Here is a 17,424-nt window from a genome sequence, read left to right as displayed (position 1 = left end):
ATGAAAAAAAACGATGACTTAAATCTCGTAGAAGGACTTAAAAATCTTCTTGATGAAAAAGAAGGAGAAGATATTGTTGTTCTAAATATGGAAAACACCTCATTAATGTTAGATTATTTTGTTATTGTTACAGGAAATTCAGATACTCATACTGCTGCATTAAGAGATTATGTGGTAAAATATTTCAAGGATAATGAAAGAAAAATAAAATCTTTCGATAGGGAAAGAGGATTTGACTGGTTAACCGTTGACGAAGGCGGAATAATCGTTCATATTTTTACAAAAGAAGGAAGAGAATTTTATAACCTAGAAACTCTATGGAATGAATGTCCAAGAGTTTAAAATACACGATACTAAATTTATTATTCCATGGTGCCTTTTGGTAGGAATAAAAAAAGTATCGAAAGAAAAAACCAAATTTGGAGGTGTAGTATGTCAGTAGTAAGTATGAAACAACTTCTCGAAGCAGGAGCACATTTTGGACACAGAACAAGAAGATGGGAACCAAGAATGAAACCTTATATCTTCACAGAAAGAAAAGGTATTCATATTATTGATCTTCAAAAAACTCTTCAATCAATTGAAGAAGCTTATGAATTTATAAGAAACTTATCTTCTGAAGGAAAAAATATTTTATTTGTAGGAACAAAAAAACAAGCTCAACAAATAGTTGCTGAAGAAGCAAAAAGATGCGGTGGATTTTATGTTAATAACAGATGGTTAGGTGGATTATTAACAAACTTTCCAACAATTAAAAGAAGAATTGCAAAATTAGAAGAATTATTGGAATATGTTGAAACAGAAGAATTTACAAAATTGCCTAAAAAAGAACAATCAGCAATAAAAAGAAACTTAGAAAAATTAGAAAAAAACCTTGGTGGTCTTAGAGGAATGACTAAAATTCCTGATGTTATGTTCATAATAGACCCTAAAAAAGAAGAAATTGCTATAAAAGAAGCAAATAAATTAAATATACCTGTAGTTTCAATTGTTGATACAAACTGCAACCCTGATCCAATTGATATGGTAATTCCTGCTAATGATGATGCAATAAGAGCTGTTATGTTAATAACTTCAAAAATGGCAGATGCTTTCATTGAAGGAAGAGAAGGTCAAATGGCTGAAATGGCTGTTGTTGAAGCTGAAAATGCAAATAAAGAAAGTTATGAAGAAGTAGCTGAAGAAGTTATAGATGAAGAATAATTTTTAATCAATAAATCCGGCCATAAGGCCGGATTTTATTTAGGAGGTAGATTATGAAATTTCATATAAAAACATTTGGCTGTCAAATGAACGTAAATGAATCAGAAATAATGAAAGGTTTGTTGACAGAAGAAGGACTTGAATGGACAGAAAATCCAGCTCAAGCTGATGTAATTCTTTTAAACACTTGTTCTGTTAGAAAAAAAGCAGAAGATAAAATGTATGGAGCCATAGGAATGTATGGCAAATACAAAGAAAAAAATAAAAATTTAATACTTGGCGTTGGTGGTTGTTCAGCAGAAAAAGAAAGAGAAAGTATTTTAAAAAAGTATCATAAAGTAAACTTTGTCTTTGGAACGAGAAATGTTGTAGATATAGTAAATCTTGTAAAAAGAGCAAAGAAAGAAAGATTTTATGATTTTTCAGATAAATTATCAGAAGTTAGTTATCAAATACCTAAAATTCCAAACAGCAAACATCATGCATGGGTAACTATACAGTATGGATGTAATAAATACTGTACTTATTGTATAGTACCTTATACTCGTGGTCTTGAAAAAAGTAGAAATTTCAACGACATAATAAATGAAGTACATGATTATGCAAAAAAAGGTTTCAAAGAAATAACTTATCTTGGACAAAATGTAGACTCTTATGGAAAAGACTTTGGTGATGGCACACCAAAACTCGATAAATTAATTCAAGAAGCAGGAAAGATAAAAGGACTTGAAAGAATATGGTTTACAACCTCATATCCATCAGATATAACAGACAGTTTAATAAAAACAATTGCCAATGAACCAAAGGCAGCAAAATACTTTCACCTTCCAGTTCAAGCTGGGAGCAATAAAGTATTAAAAGAAATGAATAGAAGATATACAAGAGAGTATTTTTTTGATTTAGTAAGAAGAGTTAAAGAAAATATAATTGGTGTAACTACAAGCTCAGATATAATAGTTGGATTTCCTGGTGAAACCGATGAAGACTATGAACAAACACTAGACTTGATTAAAAGATGTAGATTTGAAAAAGTGAATGTTGCTGAATATTCCCCACGCGAAGGAACAATAGCAGCTAAATATAAACCAGATGATATTCCAAAGAGTATTAAAAACAAAAGATTAATGAAAATTTTAGAGTTGCAAAAACAAATAAACCATGAAGAAAATGAAAAATATGCAGAAAAAATAGTTAGAGTAATTCAAGAAGGAACAACTAAACAAGGAATACATTATGGAAGAACTATAAATAATAAAATGGTTATGTTTGACTCAAATGATGAATTAAATGGAAAGTACATAGATGTTAAAGTAAGAAGAATTTCAGCTGGACCATTGTATGGAGAAAAAATAACAACGGAACTCGATCATAACTTTCAAAGTGAAGATCCAACAATGAAGTTATTCAAATAAATTTTTCTAAAATTTAATTAAAGCAATAATTAGTATGCTATAATTAAATTGAGGTGATTTAAATGAAAAAAGTACCATATGGTCTTCAAAATTTCGAAAAAATACGAGCTGAAAATTTTTACTATGTAGATAAAACTAAGTATATAGAAATAATTGAAGATATGCCAGAATCATACATCTTCTTTTTAAGACCAAGAAAGTTTGGAAAGAGTTTATGGCTTGACACTATGAGTAAATACTACGATATTAAGTATTCAGATAAATTTGATACTATCTTTAAAGACTTGTACATACAAAAACATCCAACATCTAAAAAGAGTAGCTATCATATTTTAGAGTTTAATTTTTCTGGATTGAATACAGACAGTAAAGAAGAGTTGAAATTTGATTTTAATGCAGAAGTTTATAGAAAAATTTCTAAATTTATATCTAATTATAAATTAAATATAAATTTAATTGAAAATATAAATGAACCTTCTACATTATTTAGAGATTTTTTAAATAAATATGAAGAATTAAACTTAAAAACAAAAATCTACTTATTAATAGACGAATACGATCACTTTGCAAATGAACTTTTGAGTTTTAAACTCGATGAATTCAAAAATATCGTCAGTAAAACAGGTTTTGTTAGAAAATTTTATGAAGTCATAAAAGAAGGAACACGATCTGTTATAGACAGACTATTCATAACAGGAGTAGCACCAATAACCTTAGATAGTTTAACGAGTGGATTCAACATCTCAAAAAACATGTCAACAACATTAGAGTTAAATGAAATGATGGGATTCACTGAAAGTGAAGTCAAAGATATTCTCAAAGAGTATCAAATAAATGATGATATTTTACAAGACATGAAGTTTAGCTACAATGGATACATGTTCAATAAACGTGCAAGTGAAAAGGTTTACAACAGCGATATGGTCTTATACTTCATTTCTGAATACAATAGAGAAAAAAGAAAACCAGAAGATGTAATAGATATGAACATAGCAAGTGATTATAAAAAGATTCAAAATTTATTTAAACTTGGTGAAGTTGTTGGAATAAATAATATAGATAATGAAAAAGAAGCAATAGGAAACCTTTTAAATGAAATATTAATGACAGACAAAACAGAAATAGAAGAGTTAACAAGAGCATTTAACCTTGAAAGAAAGATGGAAATAGACGATGTTAAAACCTTACTCTTTTATTTAGGCTTTTTAACAATAGAATCAAAAGGATTTGTGATGAACTTAAAGATACCAAACTATTCAATAAAAAAGATATACTCAGAATACTTCTTAGAAATGATAAAAACAAGAGCAAAAAACTATATAGATACAGGAAAGATAAAGATAGCAATAAGAAAGTTATTAGTAGATGGAAATATAAACTCGTTGGCAAATGAAATAGAAGATGTATTAAAAAAACTATCAGACAGAGACTTTCAAAGCTTTAGTGAAAAGCACATAAAGATGCTACTGTTTAGTTATTTAATCTTAACACCATGGGCATACGTTAAAAGCGAGTATCCAGTAGAAGGTGGATACATAGACTTAGCAATGTTTAAAAGATACGAAGAAGTGCCATACAATGCAATAATAGAGTTAAAATACATAAAAAAGAAAGACTATACAGAAAAAATATATCAAGTAAAGATAAAAGAAGCAGTAAATCAAATAAAGAGGTATGAAAAAACTATAAACAAAGAGTTTAATGGACCATTAAAAAAAGTAGTGATGGTCTTTGTTGGAAGAGAGTTGAAGTATCTTGATGAAGTAAATTAAAAGAGTTTTTATAAAAGTAATTTACAAAAAGAAAATTATAAAAAAATTAAAATCTTATTCAAAAACATTGTATCAACAAAAAAGGTAGCATAAAAAAATTTGTGTAAACGGCTCTTCTTGGAAGGTAAAAATAAATAAAATTAGTTATTATTTTTAAAGTATTTCCATAAGAATTATCGACTATAAAGAAATATGCTTTAAGAGTAAATTTTAGAAGTTTTTAGTATAATTTTTTGTAATAAATAGCCTTTTGCAACTTTTTATTGCAAGGTATAGCATTATAATATTTAATAGGTAGCATAAAAAATTTTGTGTAAACGGCTCTTCTTGGAAGGTAAAAATAAATAAAATTAGTTATTATTTTTAAAGTATTTCCATAAGAATTATCGACTATAAAGAAATATGCTTTAAGAGTAAATTTTAGAAGTTTTTAGTATAATTTTTTGTAATAAATAGCCTTTTGCAACTTTTTATTGCAAGGTATAGCATTATAATATTTAATATTCATTTTTGTGTGTTATAGGTATTTTTTGTTATGTTACAAAGTATATTTATGTTAGGAATTATAGATATATTTTGTAATTCTTTCATTAAAAAAGATGGATAATTCGTTTAGGACATTGCTCCAATTTCTATAACGAGCTGTCCATCTTTTTGTTGCATTTATTGTTGCTAAATAAAGCATTTTCAATAATGCATCGTCATTTGGAAATGATGTTTTATTTTTTGTTGCTTTTCTATATTGTCTATTTAATGATTCTATTACATTTGTTGTGTACATTATTTTTCTTACATCATCGCCATAATCAAAATAAGGGGATATTGTTTCCCAATGTTTTTCCCAACTTTCTAATGCTAATTTGTATTTTGTCCATTTGTTTTCTTTCAAATCTTGTAAGTTTGAATAAGCAATATCTTTATTTGGTGCTTTATATACTTTTTTTAAATCATTAACAAGTTCTTTTCTATCTTTGTAACTAACATATTTTAATGTATTTCTTATTTGATGTATTATACATCTTTGTACTATAGTATCTGGGAAAGCAGTTTTTATTGCTTGTGGGAAACCTGTTAATCCATCTACAGAAGCTATTAATATATCTTTTATTCCTCTATTTTTTAAATCATTTAATACTCTTAACCAAAATTTTGATGATTCTATTTCACCTATATATATACCAAGTACTTCTTTAAATCCATCTATATTTACACCAAGTACAACATATGCAGTCTTTTTTATTATTTCACCATCATCTTTTACTTTAAACACTATTCCATCCATAAACATAAAAGTATATATTTCTTCTAAAGGTCTGCTTTGCCATTCTCTGATTTCAGGTAATATTTTATTAGTTATTTTACTTATCATTTCCGCTGATAATTCTACACCATATATGTCCTCTACGTTCTTTACTATATCTTTTGTGCTTAATCCTAAACCGTACATACCTATTATTCTACCTTCAATATCTGAGATATCTTTTTTATACTTTGGTACTATGGCTCATATTCACCTTTTCTATCTCTAGGTATTTTTAATTCCATTTCTCCAACACTTGTTCTTACTCTTTTTGAACTGTACCCATTTCTAGAATTATCTGTTTTCTTGTTTTCTTTATCATATTTCCCATAACCTAATTCATCTTCTAATTCTGCTTCTAACATCCCTTGTATTAACGGTCCCACTAATTCTTTTATCTTTTCATATACATCTTTTATTGTGTTTACCTCTGGATCCCTTGCTATTAATCTTGCTAATTTTTCAATGTTGCTTTCTTCTTTTTCTTCTTTTTTTCTTCTTGCCATTTTAAAAACCTCCTTCCTGGTTTTATTTTACCATCCCAAGAAGAAGGTTTTTCATTTTTTTATTTACACAAAATTTTTTATGGTCTCACAAAAAATAAAGCACCCAATGGGTGCTTTATTTTTTTAAGTTTAATTATTTATTTTTTTGAAAGAACATTTCCATATCATTACCATCTAATCTACCATCTTTAGGATCTGATATATCATATTTTGCATCATATGTTTTATCTTTTAAATAATTTTCTATTGCTGTTTTTAATGCGTTATAATCATCTATATCTGTATCACCATCATTATCAAAATCAGTAACAGCTGTTGAAGCTTTTTGATAAACTGGAACATACATTGAATTGTTTTCTATCATCCATCTTTCAATTTCTTTATTATCAAATTGTTCTTTTGTTGCAATTGGAACTAAGAAATAACCATCCCAACCCCAACTTGTTCCCCAAGAATTTTTTATTAACCAAAATTCTGTTGATTCAACATTTTTTCCTGTTATTGGATCATTCCATTTTACACATGTTGCATCAGAAGAAACCCAAGTTGTTGTAGTTCCTGAATATGTTTGTTGTTTTAATGTAGCCATATCCATCCATCCAACGAGAGTAACTGCATGTCCACCAGTATATTTTGCAAAACTATCTGAAGGAACATAAACTCCACCAATATAAACACCAAAATCATTAGGGACACTGTAAGATACTGATAAAGCACCATATCTTTTTAAAGCTTCTTTTATAGAATTTATGTAATCTGAATAACTTTGTTCATTATATTTATAACCTGGAAGGTATATAGTTTTTTGAACTTCTCTTTTTAATGTACTGTTCCAATTTGATTTTGCATTCCAAGATATTTCTTTATTACCATCATATGCTGAATAAGGCATAGCACTTTCATCAACATATCCATATCTTATTAAATTATAGCTCGAAAAATAAACATTTCCTCCAACATCTGTATTTGCTTCTTGCATTGTTTCATATCCTGTTGCTGCAAGCAAATCCCAATCAACATCATGGTATGCCATGTATTGTTCAGAAAAATCATATGTAGAATCTTGATCTACTACTGGTGATGCTGTATCAGTAGGATTCAAATCTGATTTTTGAACGAGCATAGCACTTTCTAAACTTGCAATTGTTGAAAATGCCCAACATGTACCATGTGAACCTTGATTTTTTATTGGAGAATGAATTTGTATAAATGCACTTGGTAATGTATCTCCGTTATAAGAATAAACATATTTAGAACTCCATAAAACATCGTCATTTGTTGTTAATTTATTAGCATTTAATTTTTTTGAAATAAATGAATCTGGTAAAAATTTGTATTTATTTACTTTTAAATTTAAACTATTTAAATTTGAAATTCCTGTATTTTCTTGCAAATCAACAAAATATTGATTTACACCTGCCATCCAAGGTACGTTAGTTAAATTTATGCTATTTGCAAGTTCATTTGATTCTTCCAAAACACCAGCAAGCATAAAGGTTACGAGAAGTACCAAAAGTACTGTTAATAGTATCTTCTTCATTTATAAACCCCCCTATTATTTTTTAGATGAACTTGATGCTTTTTCAACAATAACATTTACGCCTTTATAATCTATCTTCACACCATCAATTGTTTTTCCATCTTTATCTATCAATTTAAGGTATGATTCATATGGAATCTTTATATTATGTGTTCCCGTTGCTGCACCTGTAAGAGTTACTGTAAACTCTGCTAATACATCTGTTGCAGAACCAGTTGAATTGTTTAATGCTGAATTTGAAGTAAATCCTTCTGCATAAACAAAAATATTATTTGTAGCATCAACAGTTGCTGTTCCTCCGAGTTCATAATCAGAGTTAAATTCATTAACTGTTAATCCTGAAATAGTTGCTGTTGAATCAAACGTAAATGGTATTTGTAAATAATTTAGTCCATTTGATTTATAAACATCTTGTTCAATAACAGAGTGTTCATCAGTTGATAAATAATCTTTTAAATTTTTAGTAACTACTCTAACTTTAAATGTAGGATTATTAACATCAACAGTTGCACTATCTGTTTCTAAATAAATTTGAGGTTCTTTATCATCGGCAAATCTTTCTTGTAATTTAAAGTATTTTATATCTATGGTTTCATTATAAATTCCATCATCAGCTATCATAAAGACTCTGTATGAATGATCCAATTTAAAATTATTAAAATCAGAAGCATTAAATTCTACACCTGTTGGAATATAATGATCATCTAAAGCAATTAATTTAAGTTCATTTCCACTTAAATCCATTATTTTAAATGTATCATTTGATATTAACATTTTAAATACAAACGTTCCAGAAATATTTTCAGGAACTTTTATTCCAAAGTATCCTTTAGAATTTGTTTTTCCTGGAAGCACTATACGAGCATCATTATCAAAACCATTTGTATAATCCATTAATCCTATATTTATAATTGGATTTGTATAATCTGTAACTTTATAGGTGAGAAGTGCAACCTTTCCACTTGGTGTGCTTCCACCATACACATTGTATCCATTATTTTCTCTTTGAGAACCAAACATTGTAACTGAAGGTCCTTTTGTATCAAAGATAAATGGGAAGGTGTGAATTAACCCATTGCCTTTAATTCTAACATATAAAACATGTACTCCATCTGTTATTTTTCTTCCATTTGAAGTAATTGGAAAATTTTCAAAATTATTTTCTGTTAAGGTTACTTCTGTAGCTGATGCTGTTTCATTCCAATTTGCAGCAACATCAAGAGCCCATTCGTAAACATGAGCTAATCCATCATTTGATTTAAATGGTACATTAAGTCCTAAGTATTGAGCAAGATAACTTGGTCCACCAAAAATTTTTTCTGTTGTTTCAAAAGTTATTTGACTACTTACAACAGTAAATGTAAATACTTTTGATTCAACAATTATTTTATCTTTTTTATCATTTGCAGTAACTTTTAATTTGTACGTATTTCCTGCAACCAACTTTGATTTATCAATTGTGTAACCATCTTTATTTGTTGTTTTTTCATTCAATATAACTGTTCCATCGTCTTTTTTTAAATCAACAACAAATTCAAAAGTTGCATCTTTTACATTTGTCGAAATACTCCAATTAACAGGTAGATCTACTCCAGCGGGAAATTGATTTCCACCTGCTCCTAAACTTTTAAGTGCAAAATCCACTTGTGGTGCAAATAGTACATTGTTAGGTGTACAAGAAATCATTAAAAATACAAGCGTAAGAACGCTTAAAACAACAAGTACTTTCTTCACGAATACTCCCCCTTTTCTATTTGATAGTTCTTTTTTCATATTACTTTTTTCATACCTATAAAAAATTATACACCTAAAATCACTTGTGTAACCTTACAAAAATGTAAGTTTGTAATGCTAACTATTTTTCAATAGTAAAATAAGCCTTTAACATAAAAAGCTATCTTTAGTATTATAATTTGTGAACTACCCCATGATTTACTTAACATAACAAAAATACTTCCAAAGTATTTTCATAATCTTTATCAATTACTTTATCTACTTTAGAAGTATCATACACACTTCCTCCTTTGATCTAAATGCAAAATATTCTTAATTAAACAAAAAAAAACTGCCTAATGGCAGTTTTTTATGCAATTCTCCCCTTTGAATTGTATAAGACATAATTTTATCACACTTAATCACATTTTTATTATACACTATTTTTTTACCTCTAAACTTACAATTTTGTAAGTTTGGTTTGCTAACTTTTTTTAGATAAATATATGATTTATTCATTTATGGTATAATAAAATGAGGTGATGAAAATGAAAAAAAGACTTCCAATAGGACAAAGTGATTTTAAAACTATAATTGAAGAAGATATGTACTTTGTAGATAAAAGCTTGTTAATAAAAGAAGTTATTGAAAGTGGGAATGTTTTATTAATAACAAGACCAAGAAGGTTTGGCAAAACTCTCAGTCAATCTATGATGAAGTACTTTTTTGATATTACTCAAAACAATGAACACATCTTTAAAGATTTAAAGATATACAAAGAAAAGAACATAATAGAAAAACATTTAAATAAACATCCTGTTATATACATCACCTTTAAAGATTTAAAATCTAACAACTTAAAAAAGATGCATAATTTATTAATTTCTGAACTTTCAACTTTGTACATTGATCACGAATATGTTTTTGAAGTATTAAATGAAAGGGAAAAAGATGTATACAATAAAATAATGGATAGAGAAGCTTTAGATGCAGATTATGAAAATTCTATAAGAAACTTATCAAAGTATATGGAAAGATACTATGGTAAAAAGGTAATAATATTAATAGATGAATATGATACTCCTATTCAACAAGCTTACTTACACGGATACTATGATGAAATAATATCTTTAATTGGTAACTTATTTGGCATGGCATTAAAAGATAACGTATACCTTGAAAAAGCAGTTCTTACTGGTATAACAAGAGTTTCTAAAGAAAGTATCTTTACTGGTGTAAATAACTTAAAGGTTTCTACTGTATTGAATGAACTATTCAATGATAAGTATGGTTTAACTAAAGAAGAAGTTGAAGAAACATTGAAGTATTATGAACTTGAATATGAAGAAAGTGAAGTTATAGATTGGTACAATGGTTATAATTTTGGTGGTGTTGAAATTTACAATCCTTTTTCTATAATAAACTTAGTAGATGAAAAAAAGATAAGACCATATTGGATGAATACGAGTGGAAATTACTTAATAAGAAAGTTAATAAAAGAAGGAACTGTTAATATAAAAGATAGTGTAGAAAAATTAATAAATGGAGAAGAAGTAGAGTGCGAAATAATAGAAACTATGGTTTATGGTGATTTAAACTTAAATAGTGAAAGCGCAATTTGGACATTATTTTTATTTAGTGGTTACTTAAAGTGGACGAGTAAAAAAAGAAAAAATAATATAACAATGTATAAAGTAAAGATACCAAATGAAGAAGTAAAAGATTTTTTTGTACAAACAGTTAGAAATATGTTGAGAGAATCGAATATAAGTATTGAAAATATGCTTTTGAATTTAAAAGTAGGAAGAATAAAAACCTTTACAGATCAATTTAAAGATTTAACGATGAACACATTGAGTTATTTTGATGTTAGTGGAAAAGAACCGGAAAGGTTTTATCATGGATTAATACTTGGAATGAGTGTTGGATTAAAAGAAGAGTACATAATAAAGAGTAATAGAGAAACAGGACTTGGAAGAGCAGATGTTATTTTAATTCCAAAAGATAAAACAGATAAAGGAATAATTATTGAGTTTAAAAAATACAATAAAGATGAAGATAAAAGTTTAAAAGACAGTGCTAAAAATGGATTAAAACAAATAAATGAAAAAAGGTATGAAGAAGAGATAAAAGATCATGGAATAAATGACATAATAAAAGTTTCAATAGCTTTTGATAAAAAAGAGGTTGAAATTGTTAGTAATTTGGATAAAGGTATTGAATTAACTCCAGAAGAAAAAATAGCAAAGAACATGATTGAAAATGGAGTTGACATAGAGTTTATATCAAAAATGACAAATTTGTCTATTGAAAAAATTAATAACCTAAAAAATATTTTATAAATTTTGGAGGAAAAAATGTCAATATTAAATGAGTTTATAAAAACTTGCAGAAAAATAGAAAATTCACATCTTGTTGCTGGAACTTGGGGAAATATTTCATTAAAAACTAAAGATGGAATCATAATAACACCAAGCGGTATTCCTTATTCTACCTTAACTATAGATGATTTATGTTTAATTGATTTTGATGGAAATTTACTTAAAGGAAAGAGAAAACCTTCTTCTGAAAAATTAGTACACACAAATATTTATAAAAATAGAGATGACGTAAATGCCATAATTCATACTCATTCAACCTTTGCAACTGTTGCTTCTATTACTTTAAAAGAACTACCTCCTATTGTAGAAGATGCAGTCATGGCTCTTGGAAGCCCTATAAAAGTAGCTGAATATGGATTCCCTGGAAGTTTGGAGCTTGCAAATAATATAGTTTCTGCTTTAAACAATAAAAATGGTGTTGTATTAAAAAATCATGGACAAGTTGCAGTTGGTAAAAGTTTGGATGATGCTTTTTTAAATGCTATTTTACTTGAAAAATTGGCTGAACTTTATATACTTTCTTTGAATACTCATTTGAATATAAACATAATTTCAAGTAATGATGCTAAAAAATTGCACGACGTTTATGTTAATAGCTACAGTAAGTTAAAAGAACAAAAAAAATAAGGAGATGATTAAAATAAAAAAGCTCTTAAAAAATGCTTTTGTTTTAATGAGTTCTGATTCAAATATTGAAAAAATGAGTATTTTGATTGAAGATGATGAAATAATAAATTTGTATAAAGAACATGAAACAATAGATGAAGAAGACATAAAAGATACAGAAATTATAGATTTAAAAAACAAACTCATTGTTCCTGGTTTTATAAATACTCACGCCCATACTCCAATGGCTTATTTTAGAGGCGTTGCAGATGATAGTCCATTTAAAGAATGGCTATTTGATAATATGCTACCACGAGAAGATTTAATGAACGATGAGATGGCTTATTATGGTTCTGTTGTTTCATTGATGGAAATGGCTTCTAAAGGTATTACTACTTGTGTTGATATGTATATGTTTACAAATTCTATTGCAAAAGCTTTTTATGATATTGGTATGAGAGGATATATAAGTCGTGGCCTTGCTTTTGATACACAAGAAGGATGGGAAAAGAGAATCAATGAAAATATAGATACTTACAATAAATTCAATGGAAAAGATAAAAGAATCTGGATTGGTTTTGGTCCACATGCACCTTATACAGTAAATAATGAAAAGTTAAAAGAAGTTGCAAATCTTGCAAAAAAATATAATACACATGTACAAATTCATTTACATGAAGCTCTTTGGGAAAAAGAACAATACTCTCTTTCTGATATTGAAAAAACTGGATTATTTGAAATACCAACTATTGCCGCCCACTGTGTTCAAGTAGATGAAAGGGATATTGAAGTACTTTCAAAAAATAATGTTACTGTTTCTCACAATCCATCAAGTAATTTAAAACTCGGAAATGGAATTGCACCAATAAACGAAATGTTAAATGAAAATATTAATGTTTGTCTTGGAACTGATGGGGTTGCAAGCAATAATGCTTTAGATATAATGAAAGAAATGTATTTAGCTTCTTTACTTCAAAAATCAAAAGATGGAAGTGATTCAATTAAAACAAATGAAGTTTTAAGAATGGTTTGGGAAAATGGTGGTTTTGCTTTAAATGAAAAAATAGGTAGATTAGAACCAGAGTTTAAAGCTGATTTAGTTGTTATTGATTTAAATTTTCCAGAATTTTATCCATTAGATACAGAGAGATTAAAATCTCATTTATTATTTTCTGCAAATTCAAGAAATGTTTTTGCAACTATGGTTGGAGGAAAATGGATTTATTACAATAAAAAATTTTTAAATATCAAAGAAGGTGAAATTTATGAAAAATTTCAAACTCATTATAACATTCTTGAGTCTTCTTTTAATTCTACAAATAAGTAATTTCTCAAAGTTCAATGATTATATTGAGTTTAACCCATTTGGCTACACAATTGAACGAAACATAACTATGGGTGGAACTATTTTGGAAACTAAAATTGATATAAAGGTTACTCATATAATCATGGACTTAAAAAAGCATGATGAAACCTATAAGCTACAAATGCTTAACTTTAAAAACATTGTAAATTTAATGGATTTCTGGTATACTTTTGTGAATAATTATTCTGATAAAATAACTTCTGCAATATCAGCAATTCCTTTTGTTCATGGAGAATTTAATTCTATGTACAAAGGATACATCTTAAAAGCTTGGTTCAATGGATTTGATAAAACATTTTTTATAATTACTGGAACTGATAAGGCTGGAGTAGAAGACTTATCTTATAGAATAATTAACTTTAAAATAAATGGTGATTAAATGAAAGATATATATTACAGATTAATTACATACAATAAAAACAAATACGGCGCTAAGGTACAGAGAATACCTATAAACGCCGGTTTTACTTGTCCAAATAAAACTGGTGAAAAAGGTAAAGGTGGTTGTATATTTTGTGATTCTACTGGAAGTGGATTTGCATCTCTTAGCTCAAAAACCCCTATAAATGATCAATTAAACGCAATGATTGAAAGATATAATGGAAGAGCTAATATGTTTATGGCTTATTTTCAATCCAATACAAATACTTATGCTCCAGTTCATGTTTTAAAAAAATTATATGATAGTTCTTTAATAGATGATCGTATAAAAATACTAGATATTTCTACAAGACCTGATTGCGTATCAAATGATGTTTTAGATTTAATAGCTTCTTATAAAGAAAAATTAGATGTATTTTTAGAGTTTGGAGCAGAAAGTTTTAATACAAACACCTTAAAATTAATGAATAGAGGTCATACTGTTTCTGAAACTTTAGATGCAGTTTTACGTGCTCATAAAAGAAAATTAGATGTTGTCTTACATTTTATTCTTGATTTTCCAACTGATACAATGGAAGATATAATAGAAATGGCTGAAATTTCTTCAATTCTTGGTGTTCATGGAGTTAAACTTCATTCCTTATATATTGCAGAAAATACTAAACTTGGTGAAATGTATAAAAATGATGATTTCAAACCTTTAACTTTAAATGATTATATAGAAAGAGTCATAACCTTTTTAGAACATCTTTCACCAAATATAGTAATACACAGACTAGTTTCAGAACCTCCAAAAGAAGGCTGTTTGTTTGGCTTATGGGGATTAAAAAAAATGAAAGTTTTTAATATGATTGAAAATGAAATGAAAAAAAGAAATACGTATCAAGGAAGATTATATAAATTTTAATAAATATATTTTTAAGTGAAGTATTCGATCGCGGATATACATATAAGTTATATCCGAGGAAAGTCCAGACTCTAAGGGCAGGATGCCGATATAAATATCGGGAGGAGTGATCCTCGGACAGGGCTATAGAAAAGAAAACCGCCGCTTTTGCGGTAAGGGTGGAACGGTGAAGGTAAGAGCTCACCAGCAATTGGGTAACCAATTGGCTTGGCAACCCCCATCTTGAGCAAGATCATGCAGAAAGAGTACGAGCCGCCCGCTCAGAATTTTTATAATTCCTCTTTCAGGTGGATCGCTTAGATAGATGATCGATTAAAACAGAATTTGGCTTATTCTTCACTTAAAAAAGGTGGTTCCTAAAGGAACCACCTTTTTTAATAACTCAATTTTAAATTTCTATTTTTTATTTCTTCTTTTATTACATTGATAAATTCATCAACGTCAATATTTTCCACTGTATCTCCATTTCTTGTTCTGATGTTTATAACTTCTTTATTGTTAGCTTCTTTTTCTCCAAAAACTATTACATAAGGAACTTTTTTCATTTGTTCTTCTCTTATTTTGTATCCAACTGTTGAATCAGTTGTATTAACTGATACTCTTATTCCAGCTTTTTTAAATTTATTTGCAAATTCATTTGCTTTTTCATTATACTTTTCGGAAACTGAAACTATTGATACTTGTTCTGGCATCATCCACGTTGGAAATGCACCTGCATAACTTTCAATTAAGACTCCAAAAAATCTTTCTAAAGATCCAAATACTGCTCTATGTATCATTACAGGTCTAACTTGTTCATTATTGTGATCTACGTAATTTATATCAAATCTTTCTGGCATTTGAAAATCAAGTTGTATAGTTGCACATTGCCATTTTCTTCCAAGAGAATCTGTTACATAAAAGTCTATCTTTGGGCCATAAAATGCTCCATCTCCTTCATTTATCTTAAACTTAGTTCCTGTATCTTCAAGAGATTTTTGAAGTGCATTTTCTGCTGTTCTCCATGTTTCTATATCTCCCATATGATCTTCTGGCATAGTTGATAAAAATGCTTCATATTCAAATCCAAATGGAGAGTAGGTATCATTTATTAAAGACATAACTCTTATTATTTCACTTTCAACTTGATCATTTGTACAGAATATATGAGCATCATCTTGAGTAAAAACTCTAACTCTAAATAATCCATGAAGTGCTCCACTTCTTTCAAATCTATGAACTTTACCAAATTCAAACATTCTTATTGGTAAATCTCTATAACTATTTACTTTAGATTTATATATTAAAATATGACCAGGACAGTTCATTGGTTTTACTGCAAATGTAGTATCTTCTTTTTCTGTAAAATACATATTTTCTTGATAATGATCCCAATGTCCTGATTGATGCCAAAGTTTAACATCCATGATTTGTGGTGTTTCAACTTCATCATATTCATATTTTTTATGTATTTCTCTTGAAAAGTTTTTCATTTCTTCAAGAGCTATTTTTCCTCTTGGTAAGAAAAATGCCATACCTGGTGCTATTTCATGGTCTATCATAAACAAACCAAGTTTTGGTCCCAATTTCCTATGATCTCTTTTCTTTGCTTCTTCCAACATGTGTAAATGATTTTCCAATTCTTCTTTTTTAGTAAATGCGGTTGCATATATTCTTTGAAGCATTTTATTATTTTCATTACCTCTCCAATATGCACCAGATACCGACAATAATTTAAAGTGTTTAACATACTTTGTTGAAGGCAAATGTGGTCCTCTACATAAGTCAAAAAATTTTCCCTGTGAATAAACTGATACTGTTTTATCTTCTATATCATTTATTAATTCTAATTTATATGGTTCATCTTTAAAGAGTTCTCTTGCTTCTTCTTTACTAATTACCTTTCTTTCTATTTTTAAATTTTCTTTTACTATTTTTTTCATTTCAGCTTCTATTTTTGTAAAATCTTCTTCTGTTATTCTTTCTTCCATATCAAAATCATAATAAAAACCATCTTCTATCACAGGACCTATTGCAAGCTTAACATTTTTATAAAGTCTAGTTACTGCTTGAGCCATTATATGTGCAAGAGTATGTCTGTATATAGTTGGTGCTTCTTCATCTTTTAAGGTTATTATTTGTAAGGTTGTATCTGTTTCAATAGGTGTATTTAAGTCTGTTAATTCACCATTCAATTTTGCCCCTATTGAGTTTCTCAATAAACCTTCTGAAATTGAACCTGCTATCTCTGCTGGTGTAATTCCTGCATCGTATTCTTGTATTTTCCCATCTGGGAAAGTTACCTTTACCATATAAAATCACCCCTTTTTCTATTTTCCTGCCCTACAAAAGCAAGAT

At 28.1% G+C, this 17,424-nt stretch carries 12 protein-coding genes, 1 other RNA gene and 1 pseudogene; 10 read left to right on the top strand and 4 right to left on the bottom strand.

Annotation, left to right across the window (positions count from 1 at the left end; genetic code table 11):
* From rsfS to IGS63_RS05525, 4 genes are all read left to right on the top strand, one after another.
* Entirely contained in the window at positions 1 to 342 is a 342-nt protein-coding gene (gene rsfS, locus IGS63_RS05540; protein WP_190616005.1) for a ribosome silencing factor, read from the top strand.
* 90 nt (positions 343 to 432) lie between these two features.
* Positions 433 to 1,203 (top strand): 30S ribosomal protein S2, encoded by a 771-nt coding sequence (gene rpsB, locus IGS63_RS05535; RefSeq protein ID WP_190616004.1) that lies wholly within the window; start codon positions 433 to 435, stop codon positions 1,201 to 1,203.
* Between the two features lie 53 nt (positions 1,204 to 1,256).
* Positions 1,257 to 2,615: a tRNA (N6-isopentenyl adenosine(37)-C2)-methylthiotransferase MiaB gene (gene miaB, locus IGS63_RS05530; RefSeq protein ID WP_190616003.1), complete on the top strand. Its 1,359-nt coding sequence runs from the start codon at positions 1,257 to 1,259 to the stop codon at positions 2,613 to 2,615.
* Positions 2,616 to 2,677: 62 nt separating this feature from the next.
* Positions 2,678 to 4,387, top strand: coding sequence for an AAA family ATPase (locus IGS63_RS05525; RefSeq protein WP_190616002.1), 1,710 nt, complete (start codon positions 2,678 to 2,680; stop codon positions 4,385 to 4,387).
* A gap of 556 nt (positions 4,388 to 4,943) precedes the next feature.
* On the opposite strand, the pseudogene IGS63_RS05520 reads toward IGS63_RS05525, so the two are convergent.
* From IGS63_RS05520 to IGS63_RS05510, 3 genes and pseudogenes are all read right to left on the bottom strand, one after another.
* A pseudogene (locus tag IGS63_RS05520) lies at positions 4,944 to 6,193 on the bottom strand (IS256 family transposase).
* A 133-nt stretch (positions 6,194 to 6,326) separates the two neighbouring features.
* Positions 6,327 to 7,733, bottom strand: a complete 1,407-nt coding sequence (locus IGS63_RS05515) for a C1 family peptidase (protein ID WP_190616001.1) — start codon at positions 7,731 to 7,733, stop codon at positions 6,327 to 6,329.
* Positions 7,734 to 7,748: 15 nt separating this feature from the next.
* Entirely contained in the window at positions 7,749 to 9,467 is a 1,719-nt protein-coding gene (locus IGS63_RS05510) for a hypothetical protein (protein ID WP_190616000.1), read from the bottom strand.
* A 527-nt stretch (positions 9,468 to 9,994) separates the two neighbouring features.
* Between IGS63_RS05510 and IGS63_RS05505 the strand changes: the two genes are divergently transcribed.
* From IGS63_RS05505 to rnpB, 6 genes are all read left to right on the top strand, one after another.
* Positions 9,995 to 11,788, top strand: a complete 1,794-nt coding sequence (locus IGS63_RS05505) for an AAA family ATPase (protein ID WP_232521310.1) — start codon at positions 9,995 to 9,997, stop codon at positions 11,786 to 11,788.
* Between the two features lie 15 nt (positions 11,789 to 11,803).
* On the top strand, positions 11,804 to 12,454 hold the full coding sequence (locus IGS63_RS05500; protein ID WP_190615998.1) for a class II aldolase/adducin family protein: 651 nt from the start codon (positions 11,804 to 11,806) through the stop codon (positions 12,452 to 12,454).
* A gap of 4 nt (positions 12,455 to 12,458) precedes the next feature.
* On the top strand, positions 12,459 to 13,760 hold the full coding sequence (locus IGS63_RS05495) for an amidohydrolase (protein WP_190615997.1): 1,302 nt from the start codon (positions 12,459 to 12,461) through the stop codon (positions 13,758 to 13,760).
* Positions 13,699 to 14,178 carry a hypothetical protein gene (locus tag IGS63_RS05490; protein ID WP_190616181.1) on the top strand — a complete coding sequence of 160 codons (480 nt, stop codon included), beginning with the start codon at positions 13,699 to 13,701 and terminating at the stop codon, positions 14,176 to 14,178. The genes IGS63_RS05495 and IGS63_RS05490 overlap by 62 nt, the downstream gene beginning before the upstream one ends.
* Positions 14,179 to 15,087 (top strand): tRNA modification radical SAM protein MnmL/YtqA, encoded by a 909-nt coding sequence (mnmL, locus tag IGS63_RS05485; protein ID WP_190615996.1) that lies wholly within the window; start codon positions 14,179 to 14,181, stop codon positions 15,085 to 15,087.
* A 12-nt stretch (positions 15,088 to 15,099) separates the two neighbouring features.
* Positions 15,100 to 15,434, top strand: an RNA gene (gene rnpB / locus IGS63_RS05480) — RNase P RNA component class A.
* Positions 15,435 to 15,461: 27 nt separating this feature from the next.
* On the opposite strand, the gene thrS is transcribed toward rnpB, so the two are convergent.
* Complete coding sequence (gene thrS, locus IGS63_RS05475) at positions 15,462 to 17,378, bottom strand: threonine--tRNA ligase (RefSeq protein ID WP_190615995.1); 1,917 nt, start codon at positions 17,376 to 17,378, stop codon at positions 15,462 to 15,464.
* Positions 17,379 to 17,424: the final 46 nt, after the last annotated feature.

The sequence above is a fragment of the Tepiditoga spiralis genome, assembly GCF_014701195.1.
Taxonomy (GTDB): Bacteria; Thermotogota; Thermotogae; order Petrotogales; family Petrotogaceae; genus Tepiditoga; species Tepiditoga spiralis.
This window is presented reverse-complemented; position numbering and strand designations above follow the sequence as displayed.